Source organism: Streptomyces ficellus (assembly GCF_009739905.1).
Classification (GTDB): Bacteria; Actinomycetota; Actinomycetes; order Streptomycetales; family Streptomycetaceae; genus Streptomyces; species Streptomyces ficellus_A.
The window spans coordinates 3232500-3254397 of the sequence record NZ_CP034279.1 but is presented as its reverse complement, the minus strand read 5'-3'; the positions used below and the strand labels follow the sequence as shown (position 1 = coordinate 3254397).

25 protein-coding genes are annotated in these 21898 nt (G+C 74.3%); 13 read left to right on the top strand and 12 right to left on the bottom strand.

Annotation, left to right across the window (positions count from 1 at the left end; all coding sequences use genetic code 11):
- The first annotated feature begins 5 nt into the window (after positions 1-5).
- Together EIZ62_RS14290 and EIZ62_RS14285 are read left to right on the top strand one after the other, a co-directional pair.
- Entirely contained in the window at positions 6-662 is a 657-nt protein-coding gene (locus tag EIZ62_RS14290) for a YveK family protein (RefSeq protein WP_244375679.1), read from the top strand.
- Positions 659-1870, top strand: a complete 1212-nt coding sequence (locus EIZ62_RS14285; RefSeq protein ID WP_156693068.1) for a GNAT family N-acetyltransferase — start codon at positions 659-661, stop codon at positions 1868-1870. Before EIZ62_RS14290 ends, EIZ62_RS14285 begins: the two co-directional genes overlap by 4 nt.
- Here EIZ62_RS14285 and EIZ62_RS14280 read toward each other — a convergent pair.
- The 4 genes from EIZ62_RS14280 to EIZ62_RS14265 all read right to left on the bottom strand — a co-directional run bounded on the left by EIZ62_RS14280 (position 1860) and on the right by EIZ62_RS14265 (position 6084).
- Positions 1860-3257, bottom strand: a complete 1398-nt coding sequence (locus EIZ62_RS14280; RefSeq protein ID WP_156693067.1) for a glycoside hydrolase family 26 protein — start codon at positions 3255-3257, stop codon at positions 1860-1862. The genes EIZ62_RS14285 and EIZ62_RS14280 overlap by 11 nt on opposite strands.
- A gap of 200 nt (positions 3258-3457) precedes the next feature.
- Positions 3458-3691, bottom strand: coding sequence for a chaplin (locus EIZ62_RS14275; protein ID WP_156693066.1), 234 nt, complete (start codon positions 3689-3691; stop codon positions 3458-3460).
- Positions 3692-4201: 510 nt separating this feature from the next.
- Entirely contained in the window at positions 4202-5554 is a 1353-nt protein-coding gene (locus EIZ62_RS14270) for a cytochrome P450 (protein WP_156693065.1), read from the bottom strand.
- Between the two features lie 149 nt (positions 5555-5703).
- Positions 5704-6084: a DUF6479 family protein gene (locus EIZ62_RS14265; RefSeq protein ID WP_156693064.1), complete on the bottom strand. Its 381-nt coding sequence runs from the start codon at positions 6082-6084 to the stop codon at positions 5704-5706.
- A gap of 190 nt (positions 6085-6274) precedes the next feature.
- On the opposite strand from EIZ62_RS14265, the gene EIZ62_RS14260 reads away from it, so the two are divergent.
- Positions 6275-6667: a rodlin gene (locus tag EIZ62_RS14260; protein ID WP_156693063.1), complete on the top strand. Its 393-nt coding sequence runs from the start codon at positions 6275-6277 to the stop codon at positions 6665-6667.
- Positions 6668-6846: 179 nt separating this feature from the next.
- Positions 6847-7239: a rodlin gene (locus EIZ62_RS14255; protein ID WP_156693062.1), complete on the top strand. Its 393-nt coding sequence runs from the start codon at positions 6847-6849 to the stop codon at positions 7237-7239.
- Positions 7240-7352: 113 nt separating this feature from the next.
- Here the strand turns inward: EIZ62_RS14255 and EIZ62_RS14250 are convergent, their stop codons facing one another.
- From EIZ62_RS14250 to EIZ62_RS14235, 4 genes are all read right to left on the bottom strand, one after another.
- Positions 7353-9047 (bottom strand): bifunctional 3'-5' exonuclease/DNA polymerase, encoded by a 1695-nt coding sequence (locus EIZ62_RS14250; RefSeq protein WP_156693061.1) that lies wholly within the window; start codon positions 9045-9047, stop codon positions 7353-7355.
- A gap of 42 nt (positions 9048-9089) precedes the next feature.
- Complete coding sequence (locus tag EIZ62_RS14245) at positions 9090-11177, bottom strand: FtsX-like permease family protein (RefSeq protein ID WP_167536376.1); 2088 nt, start codon at positions 11175-11177, stop codon at positions 9090-9092.
- Positions 11171-11905: an ABC transporter ATP-binding protein gene (locus EIZ62_RS14240; protein WP_156693060.1), complete on the bottom strand. Its 735-nt coding sequence runs from the start codon at positions 11903-11905 to the stop codon at positions 11171-11173. The genes EIZ62_RS14245 and EIZ62_RS14240 overlap by 7 nt, the downstream gene beginning before the upstream one ends.
- Before the next feature lie 70 nt (positions 11906-11975).
- A complete protein-coding gene (locus tag EIZ62_RS14235) occupies positions 11976-12803 on the bottom strand; it encodes an NAD(P)H-binding protein (protein WP_156693059.1) in 828 nt (275 codons plus the stop codon).
- Between the two features lie 71 nt (positions 12804-12874).
- On the opposite strand from EIZ62_RS14235, the gene EIZ62_RS32440 reads away from it, so the two are divergent.
- The 3 genes from EIZ62_RS32440 to EIZ62_RS14225 are packed head-to-tail and all read left to right on the top strand — an operon-like array spanning position 12875 to position 16490.
- Positions 12875-13276 carry a winged helix-turn-helix transcriptional regulator gene (locus EIZ62_RS32440; protein WP_244375677.1) on the top strand — a complete coding sequence of 134 codons (402 nt, stop codon included), beginning with the start codon at positions 12875-12877 and terminating at the stop codon, positions 13274-13276.
- The gene (locus tag EIZ62_RS14230; protein ID WP_244375675.1) at positions 13273-14406 is read left to right on the top strand and encodes a DUF2786 domain-containing protein; all 1134 of its coding nucleotides are present in this window, start codon (positions 13273-13275) and stop codon (positions 14404-14406) included. Before EIZ62_RS32440 ends, EIZ62_RS14230 begins: the two co-directional genes overlap by 4 nt.
- 29 nt (positions 14407-14435) lie before the next feature.
- On the top strand, positions 14436-16490 hold the full coding sequence (locus EIZ62_RS14225) for an FUSC family protein (RefSeq protein ID WP_156693057.1): 2055 nt from the start codon (positions 14436-14438) through the stop codon (positions 16488-16490).
- 64 nt (positions 16491-16554) lie between these two features.
- Here EIZ62_RS14225 and EIZ62_RS14220 read toward each other — a convergent pair whose 3' ends face one another.
- The 3 genes from EIZ62_RS14220 to rpmB form a co-directional block, all read right to left on the bottom strand.
- Positions 16555-17082, bottom strand: a complete 528-nt coding sequence (locus EIZ62_RS14220) for a hypothetical protein (RefSeq protein ID WP_156693056.1) — start codon at positions 17080-17082, stop codon at positions 16555-16557.
- Between the two features lie 62 nt (positions 17083-17144).
- The gene (rpsN, locus tag EIZ62_RS14215) at positions 17145-17450 is read right to left on the bottom strand and encodes a 30S ribosomal protein S14 (protein WP_156693055.1); all 306 of its coding nucleotides are present in this window, start codon (positions 17448-17450) and stop codon (positions 17145-17147) included.
- Positions 17450-17686 carry a 50S ribosomal protein L28 gene (gene rpmB / locus EIZ62_RS14210; protein ID WP_156693054.1) on the bottom strand — a complete coding sequence of 79 codons (237 nt, stop codon included), beginning with the start codon at positions 17684-17686 and terminating at the stop codon, positions 17450-17452. Before rpmB ends, rpsN begins: the two co-directional genes overlap by 1 nt.
- Positions 17687-17749: 63 nt before the next feature.
- Here rpmB and rpmG point away from each other — a divergent pair, with 63 nt between their 5' ends.
- The 5 genes from rpmG to EIZ62_RS14185 all read left to right on the top strand — a co-directional run bounded on the left by rpmG (position 17750) and on the right by EIZ62_RS14185 (position 20091).
- Positions 17750-17914 (top strand): 50S ribosomal protein L33, encoded by a 165-nt coding sequence (rpmG, locus tag EIZ62_RS14205; RefSeq protein ID WP_030573688.1) that lies wholly within the window; start codon positions 17750-17752, stop codon positions 17912-17914.
- 6 nt (positions 17915-17920) lie between these two features.
- A complete protein-coding gene (locus EIZ62_RS14200) occupies positions 17921-18178 on the top strand; it encodes a type B 50S ribosomal protein L31 (RefSeq protein ID WP_156693053.1) in 258 nt (85 codons plus the stop codon).
- Positions 18178-19302, top strand: coding sequence for a CobW family GTP-binding protein (locus EIZ62_RS14195; protein ID WP_156693052.1), 1125 nt, complete (start codon positions 18178-18180; stop codon positions 19300-19302). The genes EIZ62_RS14200 and EIZ62_RS14195 overlap by 1 nt, the downstream gene beginning before the upstream one ends.
- Positions 19303-19305: 3 nt before the next feature.
- Positions 19306-19551 (top strand): 30S ribosomal protein S18, encoded by a 246-nt coding sequence (gene rpsR / locus EIZ62_RS14190; RefSeq protein ID WP_156693051.1) that lies wholly within the window; start codon positions 19306-19308, stop codon positions 19549-19551.
- A 300-nt stretch (positions 19552-19851) separates the two neighbouring features.
- Complete coding sequence (locus EIZ62_RS14185; protein ID WP_156693050.1) at positions 19852-20091, top strand: DUF397 domain-containing protein; 240 nt, start codon at positions 19852-19854, stop codon at positions 20089-20091.
- 52 nt (positions 20092-20143) lie between these two features.
- Here the strand turns inward: EIZ62_RS14185 and EIZ62_RS14180 are convergent, their stop codons facing one another.
- Positions 20144-20665 carry an ATP-binding protein gene (locus EIZ62_RS14180; protein WP_156693049.1) on the bottom strand — a complete coding sequence of 174 codons (522 nt, stop codon included), beginning with the start codon at positions 20663-20665 and terminating at the stop codon, positions 20144-20146.
- A gap of 329 nt (positions 20666-20994) precedes the next feature.
- Between EIZ62_RS14180 and EIZ62_RS14175 the strand changes: the two genes are divergently transcribed.
- Complete coding sequence (locus tag EIZ62_RS14175) at positions 20995-21858, top strand: helix-turn-helix domain-containing protein (RefSeq protein WP_156693048.1); 864 nt, start codon at positions 20995-20997, stop codon at positions 21856-21858.
- The last annotated feature ends 40 nt before the right edge of the window (positions 21859-21898 follow it).

Genomic DNA, 21898 nt, shown 5'->3' with positions numbered 1-21898 from the left:
CGCCGATGACCACGACCCAGTCCCTTGCCGTACGCCGCGCGATCGGCTGGCTCACCCGCCTCAAACGCACCCGCCGCCGGTGGCTCGTCCCCGCCGCGGCCCTCCTGGGCGTCCTGGCCGGCGGCGGGTACGGGCTGCTCGCCACGCCCGAGTACGCGGCGACGAGCTACGTCATCGTCGTCCCGTCCGCGAAGTCCGACCCGGCCGGCGCGATGGGACTGGCGCAGGCGTACGGGAGGGTCGCCACCGACATCGCGGTCACCGGCGACGCCCAGGTCGCGGCCGGCGTGTCGGCGCGGACCCTGCGGGCGAACGTCCAGGCGGCGACCTCGCCCGACGCCCCGATGATCGCGATCACCGCGCGGGCGGCCGTCGCCGCGACCGCGGCCGGGATGGCCGACAGCGTGGCGCGGGCCCTGGTGGACAAGGGCTCCCACACGCAGGGCAGCACGGGCGTGAAGGTCCTTCAGTTCACCCGGGCGGCCACCCCGACGAGCCCCGTCTCGCCGTCCCCGTCGCTCTCCGCGCTCGTCGGCGGCTGCGCGGGCGGCCTGCTCGGCGGGCTCGCCCTGCTGGTCCGCCCCCGGTACCCGCGCCGCGGGGAGCGCACCCGGTACGGCACCGTGCCCGGACCGGTGACGCAAGCGGAGGCGCTGGTATGACCCGAACGGCGCCGACGGCCGCCCCGGGTACGGCCGTCGACGCGGATACGGCTGTTGGCTCGGGTACGGCCGCCGGTCCCGGTGCGGCGCCGGGGGACGGCCCCGGCGCGGCGGTCTGGGACGTCGGCGTGTGCCGGGACGGCGAGGCGTTCGGCCGGCTCGCGCGGGACTGGACGGGCCTCTACCGGCGCTGCGCCACGGCCACCCCCTTCCAGTCCCACCCCTGGCTGCACTCCTGGTGGGTGTCGTACGGCACCCCCGGCCGGCTCCGTGTCGTCCTGGTGCGCCGGAACGGGCGGCTCGTCGCGGCGGCGCCGCTGCGGCTGGAGCGCGTGCCGCTGCCGGTGCTGACCCCCCTCGGTGGGGCGATCACCGACTTCTCCGACGTCCTCGTCGACGACGCTCACGCCGACGAGGCGGTACCGGTACTCGCCGAAGCGCTGCGCCGGCTGGCCCGTACCGCCGTGATCGACCTCCGGGAGGTCCGGGCCGAGGCCGCCGCCCAGCGGGTGTACGCGTGCTGGCGCGGCCCGCGCCGCCGCCTGCCCGACTCCGTCTGCATGGAGCTGCCCGCCCTGTCCATCGACGGGCTGGTCGGCCGGCTGCCGTCGTCCCGCGCCCAGCGCGCCCGCTCCAAGCTCCGCAAACTCGACCGGCTGGGCATCGAGACGCACGTCGTCCCGCCCGCCGAGGTCCCGCAGGCGCTGCGGCGGCTGCTGGACCTGCACCAGCGCCAGTGGGCGGACCGGGGCGTGACGCCGGAGCACCTCCGGCCCCGGTTCGCCGAGCACCTCCAGCGCGCGGTGCGGCCGATGGTGGAGTCGGGGGACGCGATGGTGACGGAGTTCCGCCTGGCCGGCGACGTGGTCGCCGCGGACCTCACCCTGATGTCGCCGCTACTGTCCGGCGGCTACCTGTACGGGGCGGACCCGGTGCTGCGGGCCGGGAAGGTCGACGTGGCGACCCTCCTGCTGCGCAACGGCGCCCGCGAGAGCAGCGCCGGCGGCCGGACCACGCTCAGCCTGTTGCGCGGCCGCGAACCGTACAAGAGCCACTGGCGGCCGGAACCGGTCGTCAACCAGCGGCTGTTGTTGGCCCGGCGGCGGACGGCGGCGCCCCTGCTGCTCCTGGCCGGCTGCGCGGCCGGCCGCCGCTGGGCGGCGGACCGGCTGCGCGACCGTGCCTGGGTGCGGCGGCTCAGGAGCTGACGCTTCGGCGCCACTCCAGCCGGACGCAGAGCTTGCGGCCGATCCACTTCTCGACCCACGCGCCGAGATCCAGTGGCGTACAGGCCGGCTGGGTGGGCTGGGTGGGTGCCTCGGGCTGCTCGGGCGGCTGAGGCTGCTCGGGCTGCTCGGGCTGCTCGGGTTCCGGCTGCGTGGGCTGCTCCGGCTGGGGTGCCGGCGCCGTCGGGTCTCCCTTGCCGGAGAGCATCTCGCGGAACACCACGGACGACTTCGGGTTCTGGTCGCACTGCCAGACGCCGTGCGGACAGTAGTCGGTGATGGTGTGGTATAGCGGCTTGTTCCGCTCGATCCACTCCAGCATGCGCCGCATGTACTCCGGGTTGTCGCCGTTGCGGAACAGCCCCCACTCCGGGTACGAGACCGGCTTGCCGTGGGCGGCGGCGAACTCCACGTGGTGCCGCAGGCCGTAGGGCTGGTTCACCTGCTCGTCGAAGGACTCGCCCGGGGGCTGGTCGTACGAGTCCATGCCGATGATGTCGACGACGTCGTCCCCGGGGTAGCACTCGGTCCACGGAATGGCGTCCCGCCCCCGGTTGGGCGCGAAGTCGAAGCGGAACCGCTGCCCCGGCACCGCGCGCATGGTGGTCACGATGCGCTTCCAGTACGTCTTCCAGGCCTCCGGATCGGGGCCGCAGCGGTGCGAGTACGTGATGCCGTTCATCTCCCAGCCGAGGACGACCACGGTGTCCGGCACGCCGACCCGCACGAGCCGCTCGCCGAGCGCCCGGAAGTGCCGGTCGAACCGCCCGTCCGCGCCCAGGCGCAGCAACTGGCGCACCACCGGGTCCGGCAGGTGGCTCTCGTTGCGCTCCAGCATGGGCACGTTGAGGACGAACAGCCGGTCGTCGGCGGCCCGCCGCCACTGCGCCCAGTGCTCCAGGAACCCGGGGCGGCCCTCGATGTTGGTCCACACGTCGCCGGGCAGGTAGGTGTGACCGACTCGCAGCTCGGTGCCGCCGAGCCACTTGGTCAGCCCCGCCATGCGGTGGATGCCGCGGGGTCCGTAGTCCAGATAGGCCCCCATCGCGGTGCGCGTCTCCTGGGCGGCCTCCTCCGGCCCGGCCGTGTCCGGTTCCTCACCGGTCCCCTCCGGCGCGCCCGTGTCCGGTTCCTCACCGGCCGCCTGGCCGCGCTCCAGCCCCGCCGCGGGTGCGGGGCCCGGGCCCGTGTCCGTCTCGACGGCCGGCTCGGTCACCGGCGTGGTCCCGCCCCCGCCCCCGTCCGGCTCCGGTTCGCGGGCGTGGCCGGACGGCGCCGACACCAGGGAACCGGCCAGCAGTACGCTCAGCAGCCCGGCGGCGAGCACCCCCCGCCGCGCGCCCCTCGTCTTCACTCTCCGGTGACCCATGTCCGCTCCTTCGCCAGGCGTCAGGATTTCGCCAGCCACTCGGAGCAAAAGTATTCTTAATGGGCCTTACGGGATCGCGGTGCCGGGCCTCACTAGCCCGTTGGGGAATTTCATCGCCCGGTTGGGGCATCCGGGAACGGAAAAGCCGGTCCCGGAGCGCTCCGGGACCGGCGATCACGCGGCCGAGGCCTGACGCTGCGTCACTTGTTGATGCAGACGTTCCCGAAGGCCGGGTTCAGCAGCGCGATGATGTTGATGGTGTTGCCGCACACGTTGACCGGGATGTGCACCGGCACCTGGACGACGTTGCCGGACAGGACGCCCGGCGAGCCGATGGCGGCACCCTCGGCCTCGGCGTCGGCGACGGCCGGCGCGGCCGCGCCCAGCGCCATGACGATACCGGCGACGGCCACCGCAGCCTTCTTGCACTTCATAGTTTCGGGTCCTTTCCACAGGAGGAAGTCGTGCCACGGATTTCGTGACGGGCGGGCCGAGATCCGGCCCGGCTTCCACTGCGAAAATCACAACGAATGCGAAAGCGGAAAGACACCACTGCGGCTGCTTTCCGCACCGATTCACTCGAACCGCCGAGCACCGGCAGGAGGCAGATGGCTCAACGGCTGGGCCACACGGGGCGGGAGACCAGAACGTCCCACTCGTGGTCCGGCAGTCCGGGGACCGCCCGGCCCAGCGCTCTCCATTCGCGCAACAACGACGAATAGACGGGGACCGTCTCGGTCTCCGTCGCTTGCCTGCTCTGTGGGATGAGGGGCACACGCTGCCATTTACCGGCGCGAGGGGCCATGCCGAACCTTTCCGTTCACAGCAGCCGCAGCGTTGGCGAGGCTCTCGCATCATGTCACAGCCGGTGCCCGTAACCTCACGGTTCGCGACACCGCGGCAGCTCACGGCCGGCCGCTCACGACCGGTTTTTCACCGGTGGTTCACGGCCGGTGGGGGAGGGCCGCGAAGCGCAGGCCGAAGTGGTCCAGGGTGCGGGGCAGCGGCCGGTCGGGGCGCAGCCGCCCGGGCCGTTCCGGCAGGTAGGTGTGGCGTTCGAGCAGGGCGGCCAGCATGGTCGAGGTGACCAGCAGCACCAGGTCCTCGCCCGGGCACTCGCCCGGCCCGGCGCTGAACGGCATCAGCGACTCGGTGTCCTGGGCCGTGCCGTCCAGCCAGATCTCCGGGGTGAACCGGTCGGAGTACGGCAGCGACTCGTCCCGGTGGAAGAGGGGCGTGTAGATCAGGAACTCGGTCCCGGACGGCAGCGCGTCCTCGCCCCACGCGGTCTCGCGCACCGACTCGCGCAGCACGAACGGCGTGGTGGGCCACAGGCGCACCGACTCCAGCACGCACGCCCGCGTGTACGGCAGGAGGCGCGGCTCGGTGAGGTCGTTGACGGCCAGCTCGTTGCGTATCTGGGTCTCCTGCGCGGTGTGCGTGGAGAGCACGGCCAGGGTCCGGAAGGCCGCGATGCCCGCGGCGTCGAAGGCGAACAGCCAGTGCGGCACCTGGCCGGCCGGGTCGGTGCCGGACGCGGCGGGGGTGGCCGCGAGCGCGGCGGCGAGGCTGCCGGGTTCGGCGCGCTCGAGGTGGCCGCGCAGCCGGCGTTCGAAGCGGTCGCGCAGACCGGTGCGGCGGGGCGCGGCGCCGGACCAGTTGGCGGCGGAGCGCAGGCGTCCGAGCATGGCGGTCAGGCCGGTGTCGTCGCGTCCGGTGTCGCCGAGCACCAGCCGGCGGACGGTGCGGTCCCAGGCGGTACGGAAGGCCGTCCAGTCGATCTCGCCGTCGCCGGCGGTCGTGGCGCCGAGCAGCTTGCCGGTCTCCTCGCGCACCGTCCGCACCATGTGCGGGGCCAGGCTGTGCAGCTGGTGGCCGTACTCCAGCACCGCCTCGTTGAAGGCGCGCCGCTCGTCACGCTCCCGGCCCCGCGAGATCAGCACCCCGTGCGGCTGGAACTGCTCCAGCGAGGCGCGCTTCTCGCGGGTGGCGGGGGAGTACGGGTCGGGCGAGCCGTTGAGGACGCGGGCGGCGTCGCCGGCGCGCAGGACGACGGCGAAGTGGCGTCCGGCGACGTCGACCCGCAGGGGGCCGGTTCCGTAGACGCCGCGCAGTTCGGTGAGCAGCCCGGTGGCGCGCCGGTCGACGGCGTAACGCTCGGCGAGCGCCATTCCGGTGCGGCGGCGGGCGATGACGCCGGCCGCGAGCGTCGGCGCGACGACCTGCGCGGCCAGCCGCGCGGTGTCGCGGGCGGACGCCCGGGCAGGGGTGTGCGTGGCCGTGTCGGGGCTGCTCATGGCCCCCGGGTGCCCCGGCGCTCCCACGGCGAAACGACGCGCCGGGCGCACGGAACACGCTCGTACGGCCGGGACTCCTCGGCATGTACCCGCTCGCGCGGGCCGGGGCGCGCGGGGCGGCCCCGGCGTCCCGGCGTCGCGGGGGTGCGTCAGCCGCCGGTGGTCGGCCCGCCGCTGCCGAAGCCGCCGCTGGGGGCGCCGCCCCACTTGTGGTCCTTCTCGGAGCGCGGTGAGGCGTCCGGGTCGGTGTTCTGGTGCCGCAGCTCGTACGGCATCACCCGGTCCTCGCGCTCGTCCAGCTCGGCAGGCCGGCGGTGACCCTCCGCCTCACCCGGGAGCCCGGCGTCCGGCGGCCGGTGCGGATGCTCCTCCCGCTTGGGAGCTGCGGGCTCGCGGTTCCGGATGCGCCGTCCCAGCCAGAACGCCCCGATCAGGAATCCGACGAGAATGATGCCGGCGACAAGTGGACCAATCCCGACGACATGGTCCTTAGCGGCGAATTCCGTGGCGAACGTCATGAGAGAGTCCATACGGTGCGTGTACCCCGGTCGTGACCGCGTCAGACATCCCCGCTCGCCCGGACAAGCACATCATCATCAAAGCGATTCATCCGTTTTTAGGTGATTGATCTCTTCGGGTGACCTGGCGCAACTTAAACGGTGGCCTGCGGTTGATCAGGGCGACCCCGAGCACCGGGTCTCTCGACGAGAAGGATGGACCATGATCAAGAAGGTTCTGGCCACCGCCGGCGTCGCCGCCGCCGTCCTTGGCGCGTCCGCGCCGATGGCCGCCGCCGTGGGTGACCGCGGAATCGACACGCAGAACGGCAACTTCGCCACCCAGTCGTACGGCAACACGACCACCGGTGGCTACATGAGCCCGCAGATCGGGCTGATCCAGGGCTCGCTCAACAAGCCCTGTGTCGGTCTGCCGGTCCAGGCCGACGTCCAGAACATCGTGGCCCTGGTCAACGTCGGTGTTCAGGACATCCTCAACGACACCCAGAACCAGCAGTGCGCCGAGAACTCCACGGCGGTCAAGGGTGACAGCGCGCTGTCGCACCTGCTGGAGGACGTCCTCTCCGAGAACGTCTCGGCCGCCGTCCAGGACTGACGCCGGACCACTGGCCCGCACGGCCGACTCGTCGGCCGTGCGGGCCGGTAACCCGCGTGGCGTTCACGCCACGCGCAGGCGGGCCGACGCCCGCAACGGGCTGACGCCCGCCCCCACGCGCCCGACGCCGGGCGCTGGCACGACCCGAGCACCGGGTTTCTCGACGAATGGGATGAACCATGATCAAGAAGGTTCTGGCTACCGCCGGCGTCGCTGCGGCCGTGCTCGGCGCGTCCGCGCCGATGGCCGCCGCCGTGGGCGACCGCGGTATCGACACGCAGAACGGCAACTTCTCCCGCCAGATCTACGGCAACACGGTCACGGGCGGCCACCAGAGCCCGCAGGTCGGCCTCGTCCAGGGCACGCTCAACAAGCCCTGTGTCGGCGTCCCGGTCCAGGCCGACGTCCAGAACATCGTTGCCCTGGTCAACGTCGGTGTTCAGGACCTGGTCAACGACACCCAGAACCAGACCTGCACCGAGAACTCCACGGCGGTCAAGGGTGACAGCGCCCTGTCGCACATCCTGGAGGACGTCATCTCGGAGAACGCGTCCGTCGCGGTCCAGGACTGACGCACCTCGCGCGCGTAACCACCGCCTGGGCGGGCCCCGCATCCGGTACGACGGATGCGGGGCCCGCCCTCGTGCGTGGGCGGCTCGTCCCGCCGCCTACAGCGGGCGTCGCCCTACTTCGCGTCCGAGTACCGCTCCACCGTCGCCGTGGTGAACGGGAACCGCACCGGGGTGTCGCCGAAGGCGATCCGGCCGGCCGTGTCGCCGGCCGTGCGGATCGCCTCGGCGACCGCCGGGGCCTCCGCCGCCGGACAGTGCACGATCACCTCGTCGTGCTGGAAGAACACCAGCTCCGCCCGCATCCCGGCCAGCGACCGCCGCAGCGCGGCCAGCATCAGCAGCGCCCAGTCGGCGGCGCTGCCCTGCACCACGAAGTTACGGGTGAACCGGCCCCGCGCGCGGGCGTTCACCGACGCGTACCCGGGGGTGAACTCGCCGTCGGCCGAAGGCTCCTCCGTGCCCTCCTGCGGGATGCCCGCCTCGTCCGGCTCCCCGGCTCCCGCCGCGCGCGGGCTCGTCCGGCCCAGCCAGGTGCGCACCAGCCGCCCCTCCTCGCCCGCCTTCGCCGCGTCGTCCACATAGGCCACCGCCCGGGGGAACCGGCGGCGCAGCGCGGCCAGGTTCTTCAGGCCGTCGCCGCTGGTCTGGCCGTAGATCGCGCCCAGCAGCGCGATCTTCGCGTGCTCCCGGTCGCCGGAGAACGCCCGGTCGGACAGGCGCGTGTAGAGGTCGTCGGGGTGACCGGCCACCTCCATCAGCCCGGGGTCGCGGGAGATCGCCGCCAGCACCCGGGGCTCCATCTGGTTCGCGTCGGCGACGACGAGCCGCCAGCCGTCGTCGGCGACCACCGCCCGCCGGATGACCTTCGGGATCTGCAGGGCGCCGCCGCCGTTGGTCGTCCAGCGCCCGCTGACCGTGCCCCCCGGCAGGTACTCGGGCCGGAACCGCCCGTCGCGCACCCAGTCCTGGAGCCAGCTCCAGCCGTGCGCCGTCCAGATCCGGTACAGCTTCTTGTACGCGATGAGCGGCTCCACCGCCGGGTGGTCGAGCGCCTCCAGCTCCCAGCGGCGCGTCGAGCGCACCTTGATCCCCGCCTGCGTGAACGCCTTCACCACGTCCGCCGGCAGGTCCGGGCGGACGCGGCGCCCGAACGCCGCCGACACCTCGTCCGCCAGCTCCGCCAGCCGGCGCGGCTCGCCGCCGCCCGTGAACCGCTCGCCCAGCAGCTCGTGCAGCACCGCCCGGTGGACATCCGCCCGCCAGGGCAACCCCGCCCGGTTCATCTCGGCGGCCACCAGCATCCCCGCCGACTCGGCCGCCGTCAGCAGGCGCATCCGCCCCGGGTGCCCGGCGGCCGCGTGTCTTCGGTGCTGGTCCTCGTACACCTCCAGGAGCGCCTCGAAGGGCACCTCCGTCGCGGGCTCCGGCTCGAACAGGGACGACTGCGCGTGCGCGCCCGGCTCGGCCGCCCTGAGCGGCGGATCGGGCGGTACGGGCCGGTCGTGCAGCCGCGCCCAGGCCGCCGCGGCCGAGCGGGGCTCGCCCAGGCGCCCCTCGTGCCCGAGCAGCAACTGCTCGGCGGCCTCGATGTCGTAACACCGCTCCACCCGGACCCCCGCGGCCAGCAGCCGGGGGTAGACGGCGCCGGTGGACCGCCACACCCACCGGCCGACGTCCGGCCGCGACCGCACCGCCTCGACGAGGTCCGGCTCGGTCAGCACGGGACCGGCGGGCAGGCCGTCCCCACCGAGGGGGACGAGCCGCGCCCCGCCGCCCTCGGTGCCGTCCACCAGCCAGCGATCGCTCACACCCGCGAGTCTGGCACCCGGCACTGACAATCGGCCGGACGGTCAGCGGACCGTACGGGCGGCGCTGAGGGTGGCCGCGCTGACCGCGACCAGGGCGCAGCCGCCGAGCGCGAGGCCCACCGTCGCCCAGGGGACCGTGACCGCCGCCGGCGCCGAGAGGGAGGCCAGGGCCGCGGCGAGCCCGGCGAGGTTGACCGCCGCCACCGCCGCGCCGAGCACCGCGCCGACGGCGACCGCCAGCAGGGTCTCGCCCGCGACGACCGCCAGGACCTGGCCGCGGCTCGCGCCGGTCAGCCGCAGCGCGCGCAGCTCCCCGCCGCGTACGGAGGTCGCCATCACCAGGGTGTTGGCGAGCGCCAGGGCCGTGTACACCAGGGCGATGCCCAGGATCAGCAGCAGGCCGAGCCGGGTCTGCGAGCTGGTGCGGGGAGCCGCCCAGACGTCGACGGGGGTGACCGTGGCGCCGTCGGCCCGCAGGACGGCGGGGTCGGCGCCATGCGGGAGCCGTACGTCGACGCGGTCGACCGGAGCCGCGGGGGCGTGGGTGGCGGTGACGTACGGACCGTTGCCGCCCGTGCCGGTGGCGAGGACCGCCGCGACGCGGAGCGAGACCGGCCGGCCGTCGCCCAGCCAGACGTCGATGCGGTCACCGACGGTGCGGTGGCCGGACTCGCTGTCGGCGATCTCCTCGTTGATGACGATCGACGTGTCGTCCAGGTCCGCCGGGTCCCCCGCCACGACCGGCAGGCGCGCCAGCGTCGCGAAGGCCGCCGGGTCGGTGACCGCGCGGGCCTCGTACCGGACGACCGCCGTCTCGCCGTCCCGGACGAAGAGGCCCGTCGTCGCGGTGGGGGAGAGGGTGGCCCCGGGGACGCGCACCGGCCGGAGGTCCTCGCCGGTCACCACGTGGTCCGCCGCCGTCTGCTGCCGTGCCTCGGCGGCCTTGGCGGCGGCGACCGTGCCGGTCGTGCCGAGCAGCGAACCGGCCAGCGCGACCGTGACCAGGACGGGCGCGGCGACCGCGGAGGTACGGCGCAGGGCGGCGCCCGCGTTCTCCCGGACGAGCATGCCGAGCGCGCCGGGCAGCGGCAGGGCGCGCGCCAGCGGGCGGACCAGCAGGGGGGTGAGCAGGGCCGCACCGGTGATCAGGAGCATCGGCTGGGTCGTGTACGTCTTGCGCCCCATCAGGTCCGACGGGTCGGCCAGCAGTGCCCGGCCGAGCAGGACGGCGCCCGTGAGCAGCAGCGCCGCGCCCAGCAGGCGGCGGCCCAGGGGCAGGACGCCGCTGTCGACGTCGGCCTCCCGCAGCGCCTCGACCGGGCCGGTGCGCCCCGCCCGGCGGGCGGCCGCCCAGGCGCCTGTGACGGCGACGGCCAGCCCCGTCCAGAAGGCGAGGTGGTACGGCCACGCGGTGTCGCGGATCGTGAACCAGGCGGGCGCTATTTCGCCGTCCACCAGGGCGCGGGCCAGCTTCGGGGCGCCCCACGAGCCGAGCAGGCAGCCGGTGGCGGAGGCCGTGGCGCCGACGAGGGCCGCCTCGGTGAGCAGCGCCCGCCGCACCTGGCCGGGTGTCGCGCCGGCCGTGCGCAGGAGCCCGAACTCGCGGCGGCGCAGGGCCACGGCGAACGCGGACGTCGACGCGACGACGAACACCGCGACGAAGGTGGTGACCCCGCCCGCCGTGCCCAGCAGGGCGTTCACGGTGACCAGCGCCTCGGCGTCCCGTCCCGGTTCCGGGTCGGCCTGCCGCCGCTCGTCGCCGGTGACGACCCGGCCGCGGTCGCCGACGACCGCGCGGACGGCGTCCGGGGCGGCGTCCACGCCCACCGCGTCGGGCCGCCCGTCGGTCGCCACCGGCCCGAGCGCCCGCAGTTCGGCGAGCAGCCGGGCGTCCACAGGGTGTGGATGGAACAGCCGGTGCGTCACCCGCCCGACGGTCAGCGTGTCCGTACCGATCACGACCACCGGTGAGGCCGCGAACCGCTTCGGCGCCCGCTCGGGCGCGTCGAACGTCGAAGCCAGGCCCAGGCCCATGGTCGCCAGCAGCCCGACGCCCAGCGCCAGCGCGACGAAGCTGCCGGCGAACCCCGTCCAGCGGCTGCGCAGGCCGCTCAGCGCGAGACTCAGCACGCCGCACGCTCCGGCGACTCCAGCCCGGCCATCCGGCCCGCGACCGCCTCGGCGGTGGGTGCCGTCAGCTCCCCCGCGACCCGCCCGTCCACCAGGAAGACCACCCGGTCCGCGAACGACGCGGCGACCGGGTCGTGCGTCACCATGATGATCGTCTGGCCGTCCCGGTCCACCAGCTCCCGCAGCATCCGCAGCACGTCGCGGCTCGTGGTGGTGTCCAGCGCCCCCGTCGGCTCGTCGCCGAACAGCACGGCGGGCCGGGTGATCAGCGCCCGGGCGATCGCCACCCGCTGCTGCTGCCCGCCCGACATCTCACCGGGCCGGTGCCGCGCCCGGTCGGCCAGCCCCACGCGCGCGAGCGCCGCGCGCACCTCGGCCCGCGCGGGGCGCCGCCCGGCGAGCCGCAGCGGCAGCGCGACGTTCTGCGCGGCGGTCAGCGACGGCAGCAGGTTGAACGCCTGGAAGACGAAGCCGATCCGGTCCCGCCGCAGCAGTGTCAGCCGCCGCTCGCTCAGGGCCCCCAGGTCGGTCCCGTCGATCTCGACGCGCCCGCCGGTCGGCCGGTCGAGCCCGGCGGCGCACTGGAGCAGCGTCGACTTGCCGGACCCGGACGGGCCCATGACGGCCGTGAAGGACCCGGCGCGGAAACCGAGGTCGACCCCGTCCAGGGCGGTGACGTCGCGATAGGTGCGGCGAAGGGCGGTGAGCCGTACAGCGGTTGTGGTCATGTCTCAAGGACACCGCTTCCGGGGCCCGCGATCACGACCGCTGGCAGGTGTTTTCGCGGTAGGGCCAGCCCTACCGGCCCGGTACGGGTGCGCGCACCGACGCCGTGTACACCTCCCGCGCGGAGCGCGGTTCGCGTCCCAGCAGGGCCGGCAGGTCGCTGCGTACCGCCGTGCCGTCCATGAAGCCGTGGGCGATCGCCGAGTACGTACCGACCAGCATGGGGACCTGGAAGGGTGCGGCGCCGGAGGCGGTGAGGGCCGCCCGGGCGGCGGACAGCGGCGCGGGTGCGTACGAGGCGCCGACCGCGGCCGCCAGGTCCGCCCCGGACAGCGCCCGTTCGCCGGTCAGCTCGTACACCCGGCCCGTGTGTGGCGCCGGATCCAGCGCCACGCGCGCGGCGACCTCGGCGAGGTCCTCGCGGGCGACCGCCGCCAGCTTCCCGTCGCCGAGCGGGGCGGTGATCCGGCCGTCGGCGTCCGGGGCCGCGAGATGGGCCAGCAGCTCGGCGTACAGGCCGTTGCGCAGCACCGTCCAGTTCAGCGAGGAGGCGCGCAGGCGGCGCTCGGTCCAGCGGTGCGCCAGCGCGTACGGCAGGTGGTCGCCGTCGCCGGACAGGCTCGTGTAGACGACATGGCCCACCCCGGCCCGCTCGGCCGCCGAGATCGCGGCCTCGTGGCGGGCGACGACGGTGTCGTCCTCCCCGTACCCCGCCGATATCAGCAACAGCGTGCCGATCCCGGCGAAGGCGGGCGGCAGCGAGGCCGGGTCGTCGAAGTCGACCCGGCGGGCGCCGGGGACCCCGGCCGCCCGGGTCCCGAGGACGACGTCGTCACGGCCCGCGACCCCCGCGGCGACCAGGGAGCCGAGCCCGCCCGAGGCACCGGTGACCAGCAGCATGGACGTTCCTTTCGTTCGAGGACTGCGACCATGGTCACCAGGGAGCGGCGTACGCGTAAGGAGGCACTTTCATGTCGGTCGGGCACACGGAGGTAACCGGCGACTCGGTGGTCAGCTGCGCCGAGGAGTGCGGCGTACGGGACGTGCAGGACCGCCTGGGCGACAAGTGGACCGTGCACGTCGTGGTCGAACTGGCCGCGGGCGTACGGAGGTTCAAGGAGCTCCAGCGACTGGTCCCCGGCATCTCGCAGCGCATGCTGACCCTGACCCTGCGCCGCCTGGAGCGGGACGGCCTGGTCACCCGGACCGTGCACGCCACGGTCCCGCCGCAGGTCGACTACGAGCTGACGGCGACCGGGCACAGCATGACGCACCTGATCAAGGCGCTCGTCGACTGGTCCCTGGAGCACCGCCCGCGGATCGCCGAGGCGCGCCGCGCCTACGACGAGCGGCAGGGCGGGACGCGCGCGTGAGCACCGTCGACGAGGCCCTGGCCGCCGCCGTGTACTCGGGGGACGACACCGCCCTGGACACGGGCGCCTCGCTGCTCGCCGCCGACCCCGGCTCCGACGCCGAACTGGCCTGGCGGGGGGAGGAGTTCCTGCGCCGGGCGTGGCAGCGCGGCTGGCAGCCGGCCGACGTCGTCCGGCTCGTACGCCGCGACCTCGACGAACACCACGTGCGGCTGGTGTCGGGGCTGGTCGTCAGGGAGACCGGCGGGTACGCGGCGCTGCCGCCCCGGTGGGCCGCGCAGCTTTCCGGCCTGCCGGACGGCGACTGGCGGGCGGACCGCTTCTCGTACGCCACCGCCGTCCTGGAGCTGTACCGGCTGCTGGCCCGCCTCCCCGCGATCGAGCCGGTCGGCCCGCCGCCCGGCGCGCCCGCCCCGCACACCGCGCCCGTGCACGGCGAGCCGCGGATGCTGGCCCGGATCCGGGCGCTGCTCGCCAAGGCGGAGGCGACCGGCTACCCGGAGGAGGCCGAGGCGCTCACCGCGAAGGCCCAGGAGCTGATGGCCCGCCACAGCCTGGACGAGGCGGCGCTCGCGGCACGCACGCACAGCGCGGACGAGCCGGGCGCACTACGGATCGGCGTGGACGCGCCCTACGAGACGGCCAAGGCGATCCTCCTGGACGCGGTCGCGTCGGCGAACCGCTGCCGGGCGGTGTGGAACGAGACGTTCGGCTTCTCGACGGTGGTGGGGTTCGAGCCCGACCTGGAGGTCGTCGAGCTGCTGTACACCTCGCTGCTGGTGCAGGGCACGGGCGCGATGACGAAGGCGGAGGCGGAGCAGAGGAAGGGCGGGCGGAAGCGTACGAAGACGTTCCGCCAGTCGTTCCTGCTCGCCTACGCCCACCGGCTCGGCGACCGGCTCGCGGCCGCCTCCCGGCGCGTCGCGGACGAGGAGCCGACGCTGCTGCCCGTGCTGGCGGCGCGGGACGTGGCGGTGACGGACCGCGCGGACAGGATGTTCCCCGAGACGACCACCACCCGGGTGCGCGGCGCCACCGACGAGGCGGGCTGGCGCCACGGCACCGCGGCGGCGGACCGGGCGCGCACCGACCACGAGGGGCGGACCGGGCGGGGCAGGCTTCCCAAGTAGGGGCAAACCCACCCATTACGCTCGTCCCCATGAGCTGGCTCCGAGCGCTGAAGGCCACCGCCCGTTCGGGGCTGACGGTCGAACGGCGCCGCCTGGAGCCCCTCGTCGCGCTGCGCGCCGCCGCGGGCCTGGCGCTCGTGGTCGGCGTCAGCCTCGCCCTGTTCGGCGCCGGAGTCGCCGTCAGCTCGGCGTTCGGGGCCTTCCAGGCCGCCATCGCCACCTTCCAGCGCAGCTGGCGCCCCCGCCCCACCCTCGCGCTCGCCTCCGGCGCCAGCCTCGCCGTCTCGACGTTCCTCGGCTACCTGACGGCCGCCCACCTCGGGCTGTTCCTCGCCCTGCTCGCCCTGTGGACGTTCCTGGCCGGGCTCGCCTGGGCCACCGGCCCCACCACCGGCATCATCGCCTCCTCCAACGTGGCGATCATGCTGGTGACCGTCACCCTGCCCACCTCCGTGGCCGACGCCGCCGCCCACGCCGGGATGATCGCCGCCGGCGGGCTGGTCCAGGCCGCACTGATCGTCCTGGTCCCCATCCGCCGCTGGGGCGCCCAGCGCGACGCGCTCGCCGACGCGCTGGCCGCCGAGGCCGACTACGCCCGGCGCCTGCGCCACGACCCGTACGCCCCCTTCGACCCGGTCCCGCTCATGACCGCCCGTAACGCCGCCGCCGTGACGCCTCGCCAGGCCCGCCGCCGCCCCGCCGAACTCCACGGCGCGCGGGGGCTCGCCGAACGCATCCGCCCCGTCCTCGCCTCGCTCGCCGACCCGGCCGTCGGCGTCCCGCGCGAGGGCCCCCAGCGCGACCGGGTACGCGAACTGCTCGCCGCCGCCGGCTCCGTCCTGGACACCGCCGCCCACGCCGTCCGCCACGGCCGCACCACCACCATCCCGCCAGCCGCACTCGCCGCACTGCGCACACCCGACACGGAAGCCGTCCTGACCGGCCCCGCCCGCCGCGCGGCCCTCCGCCTCGCCGCCCTCCTGGAGGACGTCACCGAAACGGCCACACCCACCGACCGGACCGACACGGCCGAGCTGCGCTCCCGCCCCACCCTCTGGGAACTGCTGCCCGGCGCCCTGCGCACCGTCCGCGGCGAACTGCGCCCCGCCTCGCCGGTCTTCCGGCACGCGGTACGCGTCAGCGCCGTCGCCACCGGCGGCTGGGCCATCGGCACGGCCCTGCCCCTCGGCCACGGCTACTGGGCCCCGCTGGCCGCCGTCATGGCCATGCGCCCCGACTTCACCCAGACCTACTCCCGCTGCGTCGCCCGCTTCTGCGGCACCCTGCTGGGCGTCGCCCTCGCCACGGGCGTGCTCCAGGCGGCGCACCCGGGCCGGTACACCTCGGCGGCCCTCGCGGTGGTCTGCGCCTTCGGGATGTACCTGCTGATGCGCACCGGGTACGCGGTCGCCCAGGTCTGCACCTCGGCGTACGTGGTGTTCCTGCTGGGCATGGGCGGTACGGAGTGGACGCAGACCGTCCCCGAACGGGTCGTGCTGACCCTCCTCGGCGGAGCCCTGGCGATGCTGGCGTACGCCCTGTACCCCGCCTGGGAGACGCCCCGCCTGCGCACCCGGCTGGCCGACTGGCTGGCCGCCGACGGGCGGTACGCGGCCCAGGTGGTCGCCCACCACGCCGACCCGGCGGCCCGCGGCACCGGCGCGGTGCGTGAGGCCCTGCTCGCCACCCGGGACGCGCGCGTGGCCTGGCAGGAGGCGGTCGAACGGGCGGCCCTCGAACCGGTCCGGCACCGGGGGCTGTCGCGTGCCACGGCCGCCGACGCGGGTGACGCCCTGGCGCAGTTCGGCCGGGTCGCCATGCTGGTGGAGGCCCACCTCCCGGACCGCGACGCGGCTCCCCTCCCGGCCGCCGCCGGTCTCGCGGAGGCGCTGCGGCACGCCACGCGGCAGGGCGCGAAGGCCGTCCGCGAACGCCGGGTCCCGCGCTGGGACGAAGTGCGCGACGCCGTCGCCCGCTGGGACGCCGAGACGGTGCCCGACCCGGTCGTCCGCAACGGCGCACGGCTGCTGCTGGAGGCCCTGGAGGCGTTCTCGGCCGCGCTGGAGGAGCGGGAGGAGGCGTAGGGGCGTGTCGTGGGCGGCGTCCGGGGATCGGGATCAGGTCGTGCGCCCGGCGCGGGGGCTGGGCTCAGGGCGTGGGTGGCGTGCTGGGGGGTGGTGCCACCAGGGAGGGAGTGCCCTGGGGCGGGGCCGCCTTGGCGAGGGTGTCCTTCGTGCCGCCGGACCAGGTGACGACCAGCGTGTCCCGGGTGGTTGCGGCGGTGCCCTTGGTGCGGGTGGTGTAGCCGTCGTCGCAGGTGAGGCTGAGTGTGACGGGGCCGGTGCCGCGGGCGGTGCCCTGACACACGTGGGCGTCGGCCAGCACCAGGGCGTGGCCCTTCTTGACGGTGAGGCTGACGGGCCTGCCGTCGGTGAGGCCCACCCACGACCCCTCCACCGCGCCGGCGGTGACCGGAGGGGCGGAGGGGGTGGGCGTGGGTGACGGCGCGGGGCTCGCCGGGGGGTGCCCGCCGGCGGTGGCCCCGGCGGCCGGGGCCCCGGTGGCGTCGCGGCCGCCGTCGCCGGCCGGGCCGCCGCCGCAGCCGGCCAGCACGAGCAGGGCGGTGAGGCCCGCCGCCGCGACGCCTCCGGTACGTACGAGCCTGTGCGCGTCCACGCCACGTCTCCCCAACGTCGGTGCCGGAAACGCGCGCCAAGCTACCAGCCGGTAGTCGCCTGCTACCAGGACGACTTGGTGACCCCGGGCAGGAACCCGGCGTGCGCCTGTTGCCGCACGTTCACCCGGGAGAGGCCGAACCGCCGCAGGTGGCCGCGGGGGCGGCCGTCCACGCTGTCGCGGTTGCGCACCCGCGTGGGACTGGCGTCGCGCGGCTGGCGGCGCAACTCGGCCTGGGCTGCGAGCCGTTCGGCCGGCGGGGTGCCGGGCCGGCGGACGAGTTCCTTCAGCTCCGCTCGGCGGGCCGCGTACCGCGCGACGACCTCCTTGCGGCGCTCGTTGGCCGCGACCTTGCTCTTCTTGGCCATCAGATCCTCACCCCGCGGGCACGGACGCGGGCCACGGCGGCCTCGATGCCGATGGCGTCGACGGCCTTGACGCCCCTGGCGGAGAGGGTGAGCCGGACGTATCGGCCCTCGCTCGGCAGCCAGTAGCGCTTGCGCTGGATGTTGGGGTCGAAACGCCGGGGCGTGCGCCGGTGTGAACGGGAGACGCGGTTGCCGAAACCGGGCCGGGCGCCGGTCAGCTGGCAGTGGGCGGACACGGGTGACCTACCTCTCTGACGATCGTCTTGGAAATGGAAACCATTTCCATTTACTCTAACCCCATGGCCCGCAACGAACTACGACCGGTCATCAAGCTCCGGTCCACCGCCGGCACCGGCTACACCTACGTGACCCGCAAGAACCGCCGTAACGACCCCGACCGCATGACCCTGCGCAAGTACGACCCGGTCGCCGGCCGTCACGTCGACTTCCGAGAGGAGCGCTGACCCGCCATGAAGCCCGGAATCCACCCCCCGTACGAGCCCGTCGTCTTCCGTGACAAGGCGGGCGGCTTCGCCTTCCTGACCAGGTCGACCGCCACCAGCGACACGACGGTCGAGTGGGAGGACGGCAACATGTACCCCGTCGTCGACGTGGAGATCTCCTCCGCGAGCCACCCCTTCTACACGGGCCACGCGCGCGTGCTCGACACGGCCGGACGCGTGGAGCGGTTCGAACAGCGCTACGGCCGGACCCGCGGGGCCCGCTGATGCTGTCCGTCGCCCTCGTCGGCGGACTGCACGCCGACGCCCGGAGGGCCGCCGTGGAGCGGCTGCTGACCAGCGTCCCCGGCAGCGTGGCGCTCCACCACGACCTGTCCACCGCGACCGGGGGCACCGTCACCCGCACCGTGCGCGACGCGACCGGCGTCCTGTCGACGGCCGGCGCGCCGCTGGTCAACGACTGCGCGTGCTGCGCCCTGCGCGAGGACCTGGTGCCCGAGCTGCGGCGGCTGGCGGTCGCCGGAGCGACCCGCCTGGCGGTGGTCGAGCTGTGGGACTCCGTCGAGCCCAAGGCGATGGCCGAGGTCGTCGCCACGGCCGGGCTGACCGTCAGCTCCGTCATCACCGCCGTCGACCCGGCCCTGCTGCTGCCCTGCCTCGGCAACGGCGACGACCTCGCCGACGTCGGGCTGGCCGCGGCCACCACCGACCGGCGCACCGTCGCCGACACCTTTGCGCGCCAGCTGGAGTACGCGCCCGTGCTCGCCGTGCTGGACAGTCCCGAGGCCGACGACGAGGACCGGGCGCTGCTCGACCAGCTCCACCCGACAGCCCGCCGGGTGCCCGTGCCGGACGGCGACCCGGCCGCCGCCGCGCTGGCGGGGTTCGACGTCGAGGCCGCGGCGGCCGCGCAGCACCCGGCCTGTGCGCTGCTGCCGCAGGAGGCGGACGCGCACGGCGTCGGCACCTACGTGTGGCACCGGCGCCGGCCGTTCCACCCGGAGCGGCTGTTCGCGGCGCTGGAGGACCTGGCCTGCGCGGCGGCGCGCAGTCGGGGGCGGTTCTGGCTGGCCGACCGGCCGGACACGCTGCTGGCCTGGGACGCGGCGGGCGGTGCCCTGTGCGTCGAGCCCACCGGCCCGTGGCTCGCCTCGCTGCCGGACGCCGCCTGGGAGATGGTCCCGCCCGTGCGGCGGGCGGCGGCCGCGCTGGACTGGGACCCCGAGCACGGGGACCGCTGCCAGCACCTGGTCTTCACCTCACCCGGGCTGGACCGCGAGGGGCTCGCCGAGCTGCTCGACTCCTGCCTGCTCACCGACGCGGAGTACGCCGAGGGCCGCGAGGCCTGGAAGCGGCTCCCGCCCGCCTTCGACGCCTTCCTGGAGGTCTGACCCATGTCCCCTCGCCGCCCGGCCGACGGCAGGCCCGCGAAGTCCCGCCCCAATCCGCTGGACCGCGACCGCATCACGTACATCGACTACAAGGACACCGACCTGCTGCGGAGGTTCATCTCCGACCAGGGCAAGATCCGCAGCCGGCGGGTGACGCGCGTGTCGGCCCGGCAGCAGCGGCAGCTGGCCCGCGCGGTCAAGAACGCGCGGGAGATGGCCCTGCTGCCGTACGCCTCCTCGGCCCGCTGAAACCCGCCCGAACCCCGCTCGAACCCCGCTCGAAGCCCGCTCGGGACAAAGGCCCTTCTTCCGGGAGGGTCTTTTTCCATGCCCAGGAAGAAGACGGGCGCGGGACGGGAGCCATCCGGGCCGTTCGTTCGTCTCTATGGATGTACGGGGGAGTAGCACCAGGGCGGCGGGCGGCTGTAATCACCGGAGCACCCCGCGTGCACGTGCATCTGCGCAGGCATCTGCACACGCGTCTGCGCGTGAGTCGACGCTATGATCCCGATAGTTGACACCTGCAACATGTATCTCGGGGAGCGTCCTGTGCACCACGTGTACAACGGCATGGCGGCCACGGAGCTTCACGGCGTCGTCTGGCAGAAGAGCAGGCACAGCAACTCGCAGGGCTCGTGCGTGGAGTTCGCCAAACTGCCCGGCGGCCAGGTGGCGATGCGCAATTCCCGGCACCCCGAGGGCCCGGCGCTCGTCTACACCCCGGCCGAGATAGAGGCCCTGTTGCTGGGGGTCAAGGACGGCGAGTTCGACCACCTGGTCGCCGGCTGAGCGACGTCAGGGGCGGGCGTGCCGGCGGGGCGCCCGGAGGCACCCCGGCGGGTCACGACGTCCGGGCTTCGCCCTGCGGCGCGTCCGGGAGGCGGAACAGCGCCCAGACCACCTTGCCGTGCAGCGTGCCGGCCAGCGGGTGCCAGCCCCAGCTGTCGCTGAAGGACTCGACCAGGAACAGCCCGCGCCCCGACTCCGCCGCGAAGTCCTCCTCGGACTCGCGCGTCGCCGGGCTGTCCGGACTGGGGTCGCGCACCGCGCACACCAGCCGGCTCGCCCAGCGCATCAGGTGCAGCCGTACGGGCGGGTCGTGCGGTGCCTCGCGGGGCGTGTCGGCGGGCAGGGCGTGCCGGAGCGCGTTGGTGACGAGTTCGGACACGACCAGGGCGACGTCGTCGAACCGGTCGGTGAGGTCCCACTGGGCGAGGGTCGTGCTGGTGAACTTCCGTGCGCCGCGCACCGCTTCATAGCGGGCCGGCAACGCGCACGAGGCGGAGCTGGAGACGGAAGCGGCATCGATCGGCGGAAGCCCCTGCCTTAAAGGCTCGAGCATGGTCGATCCATTCGTCCCCATGCGAGGCACTCCCGGGATTCGCGGCTGTGGTGCGACAACACGAACGACTACGCAGGTGCGCGAGGCCCATCGTTCCGAATGGGACCACCTGATGCAAGGGCAGATGCACGTGCACGCGCCCGACCTGTCCGCCCCCGTGCCGGTTGCTGGGCAAATCTTCCGGCGACGACTTTCACCGGAGGGCCACTCCGGGGGTCGCGACTCGGTCAAGCCTTCGTCTTTGCGTAACCGACCGAGTACGCGGTGAAGCGTTTTGGTGGCAGAATCCGGCGTCTCGGAGCTCGGGGGTGCTCCGGCGTACACATCGGCGATGGGGAGGGTTGGGAAACGTGACCGCAAGTGAATCGAGCGGTTCCGTGGTGCGGCGCATCCTGCTGGGTTCGCAGCTGCGGCGGCTGCGCGAGTCCCGTGGCATCACCCGAGAGGCCGCCGGCTATTCCATCCGGGCGTCCGAATCCAAGATCAGCCGCATGGAGTTGGGCCGGGTGAGCTTCAAGGCGAGGGACATCGAGGACCTCCTCACGCTGTACGGCGTCACCGACGAGGCCGAGCGCGAACCCCTCCTCAGCCTCGCCCGCGAGGCCAACGTGGCGGGCTGGTGGCACAGTTACGGCGACGTACTGCCCGGCTGGTTCCAGACCTACATCGGCCTGGAGGGCGCCGCCTCGCTCATCCGCATCTACGAAGTGCAGTTCGTCCACGGCCTGTTGCAGACCGAGGCGTACGCGCACGCCGTCGTCACCCGCGGCATGCCCGACGCCTCCCGGGCCGAGATCGACCGGCGCGTGGCGCTGCGCCTGGAACGCCAGAAGACGCTCGTGTCCGAGCGGGCACCCCACTTCCACGCCGTCCTCGACGAGGCCGCCCTGCGCCGCCCGTACGGCGACCGCGGCGTGATGCGCGACCAGCTCAAGCACCTGATAGAGGTCTCCGAGCAGCCCAACGTCACCCTCCAGGTCATGCCCTTCAGCTTCGGCGGCCACGCGGGCGAGAGCGGCGCCTTCACCATGCTGCGGTTCCCCGAGTCCGACCTCTCCGACATCGTCTACCTGGAGCAGCTCACCAGCGCCCTCTACCTCGACAAGCGCGAGGAAGTGGCCCAGTACGAGCGGGTGATGCGCCGGCTGCACGAAGACAGCCCCGGCCCCGAAGAAAGCCGGGACCTTCTCCGAGGTCTCCTCCAACTCACCTGACCCGCCAGTAGGATGACGTCCCATCACACCCCGCGTCGCG